We start from the raw sequence: 6,243 nt of genomic DNA on the forward strand, positions 1-6,243 counted from the left end.
CAGATGCTGCTCGGCTCCCTGCTGGGGCTTTCGGTGTACCTCCCCCTGCGCTGCGGCCAGCTGTCACTGGCCACGCCGGGGTTCTACGCCATCGGTGGCACCGTGGCCGCCCTGCTCTCCACCCGGGTGCCGGCCCTGGGCATCAGCGACGCCACCTATCCCCTCACCTCGGTGATGCTGGAAATGCTCCTGGCGGCCCTGCTCACGGGGGTGTTGGCCCTGGGCCTGGGTCGGGTGGTGCTGCGGCTGAGGGGGATCTACCTGGCGATTGCCACCATCGCCCTGGTGGAGATCCTGCGGGTGGTCACCCTCAACCTGGAGTTCACCGGCGGAGCCCTGGGCATCTTCGGCATCCCCCAGCCCTTTTCAGGCCCGGAGGGCTATGCCGCCCTCACCTTCGTTGTGCTGGCCGTGGTGTGCTGGCTCTGTGATCGCCTCGAAAAAACCCGACCCGGCCGCGCGATGGCGGCCATTCGGGATGACGAACTGGCCGCCGCCAGCCAGGGCATCAACACCGCTGACACCAAGCTGATGGCCTTTGTGCTGAGTGCCCTGGTGGCTGGCGTGACCGGGGTGGTGGCGGCCCACTTTCTCAACTCCTGGAACGCCAAGCTGGGCAACTTCGATGCCAGCATCACCACCCTGGCCTTCGTGGTGTTCGGGGGGTCGCGCACCTGGCTGGGGCCGGTGTTCGGGGGCCTGCTGCTGACAGCCCTGCCCGAACTGCTCCGCCCGGTGGGAGACCTGCGTCTGATCGTGTTCGGGGCTGTGATCCTGGTGGGCCCCCTGTTCTTTCCCCAGGGCCTGATCACCCCGGAGCTGTTCCAGACGCTGAGGCGCCGGATGGGGCGCTCCGCCGCGCCCAGCCCGCAGGGGGGACGGCCATGAGCCTGCTCCAGGTTCAGGATGTGGGGGTGCGCTTCGGCGGGCTCCAAGCCCTCCAGGCCATTGATCTGGCCGTGCAGGAGGGGGAGATCTTCGGCCTGCTTGGCCCCAATGGGGCGGGCAAGACCACCCTGTTCAACGTGGTGTCGGGACTCACCGCCGCCAGCAGCGGCTCGGTGCGCTGGCGCGGCGCCGCCATCGATGGCCTCAGCAGCCACCGCATTGCCCGCCTCGGCATCGCCCGCACCTTCCAGAACCTGCGCCTGTTCAACTCGCTGAGTTGCCTCGAGAACGTGCTGGTGGGCATGCATCAGCACGGCCGCCAGCCCCCCCTGGCCGCCCTGCTCCAGATGCCCACCTTTCGCCGCCGGGAGAGCCAGCTCCGACAGCAGGCCCTCGAGCTGCTCAGCCTGTTTGGCCTGGAAAGCGCCGCCCACCAGAACGCCGCCAACCTCTCCTATGGCGACCGCCGCCGCCTGGAGATGGCCCGGGCCCTGGCCAGCCGTCCCCAGCTGCTGCTGCTCGATGAGCCGGCCGCTGGCATGAACCCCAGCGAAAAGGACGACCTCAAAAACCTGATCCGGCGCGTCCGCGACGAGTTCGCCCTGACGGTGCTGATCATTGAGCACCATGTGCCTTTGATGCTGGGCCTGTGCGACCGCCTGGCGGTGCTGAACTTCGGCCAACGCATCGCCCTCGGCAACCCGGACCAGGTGCGGCGCGACCCGGCGGTGATCGAGGCCTATCTCGGGGGGACCCCATGAGCGCTCCCCTGCTCGAACTGCGCCATCTGGTGGTGCGCTACGGCAGCATCACCGCCCTGCATGGCATCGATCTGACGGTGCAGACCGGCGAGCTGGTGACCCTGCTGGGAGCCAATGGCGCCGGCAAAAGCACCACCCTGCGGGCCATTTCCAGGCTGATTCCAGCCTCCGAAGGGGAGATCCTCTGGCACGGCGGCTCGATCCTCCGCCTCCGCACCGAACGCACCGTGAAACTGGGGATCAGCCACTGTCCCGAAGGCCGCCGCGTGCTCAGCCGCCAGTCGGTGGCCGACAACCTGGCCCTCGGCGCCTGGCTGCGTCGCGACCGGGCCAACATCACCGCCGACCTGGACCACTGCTACGCCCTGTTCCCAAGGCTGGCGGAACGACGCCAGCAACTGGCCGGATCCCTCTCGGGCGGCGAGCAGCAGATGCTGGCCATCGCCCGCTCCCTGATGGCCCGGCCCACCCTGCTGATGCTGGATGAGCCCAGCCTGGGGCTGGCCCCGAAGCTGGTGGGTGAGGTGATGGCGGCCCTGGCCCAGCTGCACCGCGATGGCCTCACGATCCTGCTGGTGGAGCAGAACGCCCAGGCGGCCCTGGCCATCGCCGATCGGGGCTACGTGCTCGAAGCCGGCCAGCTGACCTTGCAGGGGCCGGCAGCCCAACTGCTGGCGGATCCGAGCCTGCGGGCGGCCTACCTGGGTGGCTAGGTGCAGGTGAGTCCCCAGACGGCTCCCCTGCGGGTGAAACTCTGCGGCATCCGCAGCCGCAGCGATCTGGCTGTGGCCCTAAGCGCCGGCGCCGATGCGCTGGGCTTCATCGTCGGCGTGCGCCACCGCACCGAAGACGAGCTGACGCCCGCAGCAGCGGCTCAGCTGGTGGCCCTCCTGCCGCCGTTCGTGGGCAGCGTGATGGTGACCCATCTGCAGCAGGCAACACCGATCCTCGAGCTGATCCGGCAGGTGGGCGCCACCACCCTGCAGCTGCAGGATGGGATCACGCCCCAGGAGCTGCAGGCCATCCGCACCGCCCAACCTGGCGTGAAACTGATCCAGGCGATCCATGTGGGCGATGGCGACGCCGCCAACCAGTCCATGGCCGCGGCCATCGCAGCCGAGCCCCTGGTGGATGCCCTGCTGCTGGATTCCCGCACGGCCGATCGCATCGGCGGCACCGGCTTGCCCCACGACTGGAGCGTCAGCCGCCGCATCGTGGAGCGGATCGGCAAGCCGGTGATCCTGGCGGGCGGCCTGCGGCCAGAGAACCTACGGGCCGCGCTGGAGACGGTGGGCCCCGCCGCCGTGGATGTGAACTCGGGCATCGAGGATGCCACCGGCGCCAAAGATCCGCAGCGGGCCGAGGCCTTCGTGCGGATCTGCCGCAGCTTGGGGCAGCTGCCACTGACGCCATGACCAGTCCCCTGCCCAACCCGGCCAAAGCCACCATGGCGGGGCTGCTGCATCGCCCCGGGTTCCGGGCCTTCTGGCTCGCCAACCTGGTGTCCAACCTCGGCACCAGCGCCTTCGTGCTGGCGATCAACTGGCTCACCGTCAAACAGCACGGGGCCGCCGGTATCGCCAGCCTCGCCCTGGCCTACGGGCTACCCCAGATGCTCCTGCAGCTGGTGGGCGGCACGGTGAGCGACCGGATCGACCGGCGCCGCCTGTTCGGCCTCACCCAATCGGGTTTGCTGCTGATGGCGCTGTTGGTCCTGATCGCCTCCCTGCGCGGGCTGGTGCCGCTGTGGCTGCTGGCCCTGGTGAACGGCGCCAACGGGGTGCTGGCGGCCTTCGACACACCCGCGCGCACAGCCCTGGTGACCGATCTGGTTGAACCGGAGGAGGTGACCCTGGCCCAGCAGCTGTACAGCCTCACCACCAGCGCCACCAACATCTTCGGCCCGGCGCTCGGCGGTGTGCTGCTGAGCCTGGGCCCCACCGCCCGCAGCCATGAGGAGGTGGCCTTCGCCTTCGATGTGTTCAGCTTCGTGCCGCTGCTGATCGCCATTCCCTGGCTGCCGCGCAGCACCGGCAGATCGGCACCGAAGGAGTCCTTTCGCACCAGCCTGCGGGCGGGCCTGCGCTACGTGCGCGAACGCGCCCAGCTGCGCACCCTGCTGCTGGTGCTCAGCCTGGTGATGGTGCTCGGCATGCCATTCCAGGGACTGCTACCCGTCTTCGTCCAACGCCACCTCAGCGGAGAGACGGGCCACGGTTTCTATGCAGCCCTGATGTCGGCCGTGGGGCTGGGCAGCTTCGTGGGCTCGCTCCTGGGCATGGAGCTGGTGGATCGCTGGCGTGCCGGACTACTGCTGGCCGCCTCCAGCGCCGGGCTGGGAGTGTCCGTGCTGCTCCTCAGCGCATCGAATGTGGTGCACTGGGCTTCCCTCTCCGCCTTCCTGGCCGGCGCCTTCAGCACCTTGGCCATCTCGGTCGACAACGCGCTGCTGCAGGCCGGCAGCGACCGGGACATGCAGGGTCGGGTCAACGCCATCTCCAACCTCACCAAAGGCCTCCAGTCGCTCAGCCTGGCCGCAGCCGGCTACACGATCCATGGGCTGGCCGGCAGCCACCGCTTCGGCAGCGGCTACCAGCTGGTTCAGGCGTGCCTGGCCTTGGGCCTATTGGCCGGCGTGGGGGCGCTGTGGCCGCGGTTGCGCGGCTTCAAGCTGAACTGAAGGGTCAGTCGTTCTCGCTGGCGCCGAAGCAATGCATCAGTGCATCGCCCCAGCTGTTGATCCCGGCGAGCTCGTGATCCTTGGCGGTGCTCAGCACCTTGGCGTGCTCCCGCAGCAGCACGGTCTTGTCGAGGTCGTGGCCGTGCTCGGCCGCAATGGCGACGATGTCATCAACCCCAGCGGCGGCGTGCAGCTTGTCGCGCAGGGCGGCGTCACCGGCCACACGGGCCACAAAGGCCTGAATCGACGCAACAGACATGACAGGGACAACAACCACGCCCACCTTTAGCAGGCCAAACCGGCCCGGGGTCGATACCTTGAAGCGACTGATCTGGGAACGATGGCCCGCGAACGCTTCTTCCTGGAGCTCGACCCCCCAGACAAGCGCCTCAAACAACTGCCCCATGTGGTGATCGTGGGCGGTGGCTTCGCCGGCCTGCAGGCCTGCCACGCCCTGATCAACCAGCCCGTGCGGGTGACCCTGATCGACAAGCGCAACTTCAACCTATTCCAGCCGCTGCTCTATCAAGTGGCCACCGGGCTTGTAGCGGAGGCCGACGTTGCCTCCCCCCTGCGCCAGATGGTGGGCCAGGCCCCCAACGTGCAGGTGCTGCTGGGCGAGGTCACCGAGATCGATGCCCAGGAGAAGCAGATCGTGTTCAACGACCGCCAGTTCGCCTACGACCACCTGATCCTGGCCGCCGGCTCCGGCAGCAGTTACTTCGGCCATGACGAGTGGCGTGAGGCGGCGCCACCGATGAAGGTCCTCGAGCACGCCGATGAGATCCGCCGGCGGGTGCTGGTGGCGCTGGAGGAGGCCGAGCAGACGCCAGATCCCGCGCGCCGGGCCGTTCTGCAGTCGGTGGTGGTGGTGGGGGGCGGGCCCTCGGGCTGCGAACTCTCCGGGTCGCTCATGGAACTCATGGCCCATGCCCTGGCGCGCGACTTCAAGCAACTCGATCCGAAACAGTGCAAGGTCACCCTCATTGACCCCGGCGATCGGGTGCTGCGGGCCATGGACCCCAGCCTCTCCGCCGCCGCCGGCACCTACCTGGAATCGGTGGGGGTGGAACTGCTGCTCGGCGGACGGGTGCAGACGATTGAGGAGGGCAAGGTGCTGGTGAACACCGGTGGTGGTGCGCGCAGCCTCGAGGCCGCCACGATCTGCTGGACCGCCGGCGTGCGGGCCTCCCATCTGGGCCAGGTGCTGGCGGACGCCAGCGGTTGCACGGTGGACCGGGGCGGCCGAGTGGTGGTGGAGCCCGACTTTTCGATACCGGGCCATGGCGAGATCCGTGTGATCGGGGATCTCTGCTCCTACAGCCACACCAGCGATGGCAAACCCCTACCGGGCATGGCTGGGCCTGCCGTGCAGATGGGGGGCTGGGTGGCCGCCGACATCGTGGCCAAGCTCCAGGGCCGCCAGCAGAAGGCCTTCCAGTTCAGCGATTTCGGCACCATGGCGGTGCTGGGCCGGCTTCACGCGGTGGCCGATCTCCGCGGTCTGAAGGTGACCGGCCTGCCGGGTTGGATCCTCTGGGGCCTGGCTCACCTGATGTTCATGCCCGCCAATGAAAATCGCCTCAGCCTGCTCACCAAGTGGCTGTGGGCCATCGCCACCCGCCAACGGGCTTCCCTGCTGATCACCGGTCGTCCGAACCAGCACTTGAATGTGGATGTGGGCCTGGAACGTCCGATCAGCGCCTCCTGAAGCCTTCTGCCACCAATCCGTTGATGGTTTGGCGACTGTTCAACCAGCCTTTGACGTTCGCCATCAGGGCAGGAGGCGTGGCTGGGATGATGTCGAGTTAGCCCTCCTTGGTGAGGGACGCCATGGCAGAAGCAACCATGGCCTGGCTCCTTAAGGTGAGGAGGTATTTGTAGGTTCCTGGTGACGGTTCCCGCTTCCCCAAC

7 protein-coding genes are annotated in these 6,243 nt (G+C 68.2%); 6 read left to right on the forward strand and 1 reads right to left on the reverse strand.

Annotation, left to right across the window (positions count from 1 at the left end):
* Positions 1-3: 3 nt before the first annotated feature.
* Genes KBY71_RS09165 through KBY71_RS09185 form a run of 5 tightly spaced genes read left to right on the forward strand, consistent with a single transcriptional unit; the run spans position 4 to position 4,329 of the window.
* Entirely contained in the window at positions 4-888 is an 885-nt protein-coding gene (locus KBY71_RS09165) for a branched-chain amino acid ABC transporter permease (protein WP_254928618.1), read from the forward strand.
* A complete protein-coding gene (locus tag KBY71_RS09170) occupies positions 885-1,649 on the forward strand; it encodes an ABC transporter ATP-binding protein (protein WP_254928619.1) in 765 nt (254 codons plus the stop codon). The genes KBY71_RS09165 and KBY71_RS09170 overlap by 4 nt, the downstream gene beginning before the upstream one ends.
* Positions 1,646-2,362 (forward strand): ABC transporter ATP-binding protein, encoded by a 717-nt coding sequence (locus KBY71_RS09175; RefSeq protein WP_254928620.1) that lies wholly within the window; start codon positions 1,646-1,648, stop codon positions 2,360-2,362. Before KBY71_RS09170 ends, KBY71_RS09175 begins: the two co-directional genes overlap by 4 nt.
* Positions 2,363-3,064: a phosphoribosylanthranilate isomerase gene (locus KBY71_RS09180; protein ID WP_254928621.1), complete on the forward strand. Its 702-nt coding sequence runs from the start codon at positions 2,363-2,365 to the stop codon at positions 3,062-3,064. It abuts the gene before it with no gap.
* Entirely contained in the window at positions 3,061-4,329 is a 1,269-nt protein-coding gene (locus KBY71_RS09185; protein ID WP_254928622.1) for an MFS transporter, read from the forward strand. The genes KBY71_RS09180 and KBY71_RS09185 overlap by 4 nt, the downstream gene beginning before the upstream one ends.
* A gap of 4 nt (positions 4,330-4,333) precedes the next feature.
* On the opposite strand, the gene KBY71_RS09190 is transcribed toward KBY71_RS09185, so the two are convergent.
* Complete coding sequence (locus tag KBY71_RS09190) at positions 4,334-4,588, reverse strand: Nif11-like leader peptide family natural product precursor (protein ID WP_254928623.1); 255 nt, start codon at positions 4,586-4,588, stop codon at positions 4,334-4,336.
* Between the two features lie 81 nt (positions 4,589-4,669).
* Between KBY71_RS09190 and KBY71_RS09195 the strand changes: the two genes are divergently transcribed.
* Complete coding sequence (locus KBY71_RS09195) at positions 4,670-6,040, forward strand: NAD(P)/FAD-dependent oxidoreductase (RefSeq protein ID WP_254928624.1); 1,371 nt, start codon at positions 4,670-4,672, stop codon at positions 6,038-6,040.
* The last annotated feature ends 203 nt before the right edge of the window (positions 6,041-6,243 follow it).

Source organism: Cyanobium sp. T1B-Tous, from assembly GCF_024345475.1.
Lineage (GTDB): Bacteria > Cyanobacteriota > Cyanobacteriia > PCC-6307 > Cyanobiaceae > Cyanobium_A.

What these genes read in the sequence shown, in the direction of transcription:
- KBY71_RS09165 (WP_254928618.1), top strand. Translation starts at nt 4, where the DNA reads ATGCTGCTCGGCTCCCTGCTGGGGCTTTCGGTGTACCTCCCCCTGCGC.
- KBY71_RS09170 (WP_254928619.1), top strand. Translation starts at nt 885, where the DNA reads ATGAGCCTGCTCCAGGTTCAGGATGTGGGGGTGCGCTTCGGCGGGCTC.
- KBY71_RS09175 (WP_254928620.1), top strand. Translation starts at nt 1,646, where the DNA reads ATGAGCGCTCCCCTGCTCGAACTGCGCCATCTGGTGGTGCGCTACGGC.
- KBY71_RS09185 (WP_254928622.1), top strand. Translation starts at nt 3,061, where the DNA reads ATGACCAGTCCCCTGCCCAACCCGGCCAAAGCCACCATGGCGGGGCTG.
- KBY71_RS09190 (WP_254928623.1), bottom strand. Translation starts at nt 4,588, where the DNA reads ATGTCTGTTGCGTCGATTCAGGCCTTTGTGGCCCGTGTGGCCGGTGAC.
- KBY71_RS09195 (WP_254928624.1), top strand. Translation starts at nt 4,670, where the DNA reads ATGGCCCGCGAACGCTTCTTCCTGGAGCTCGACCCCCCAGACAAGCGC.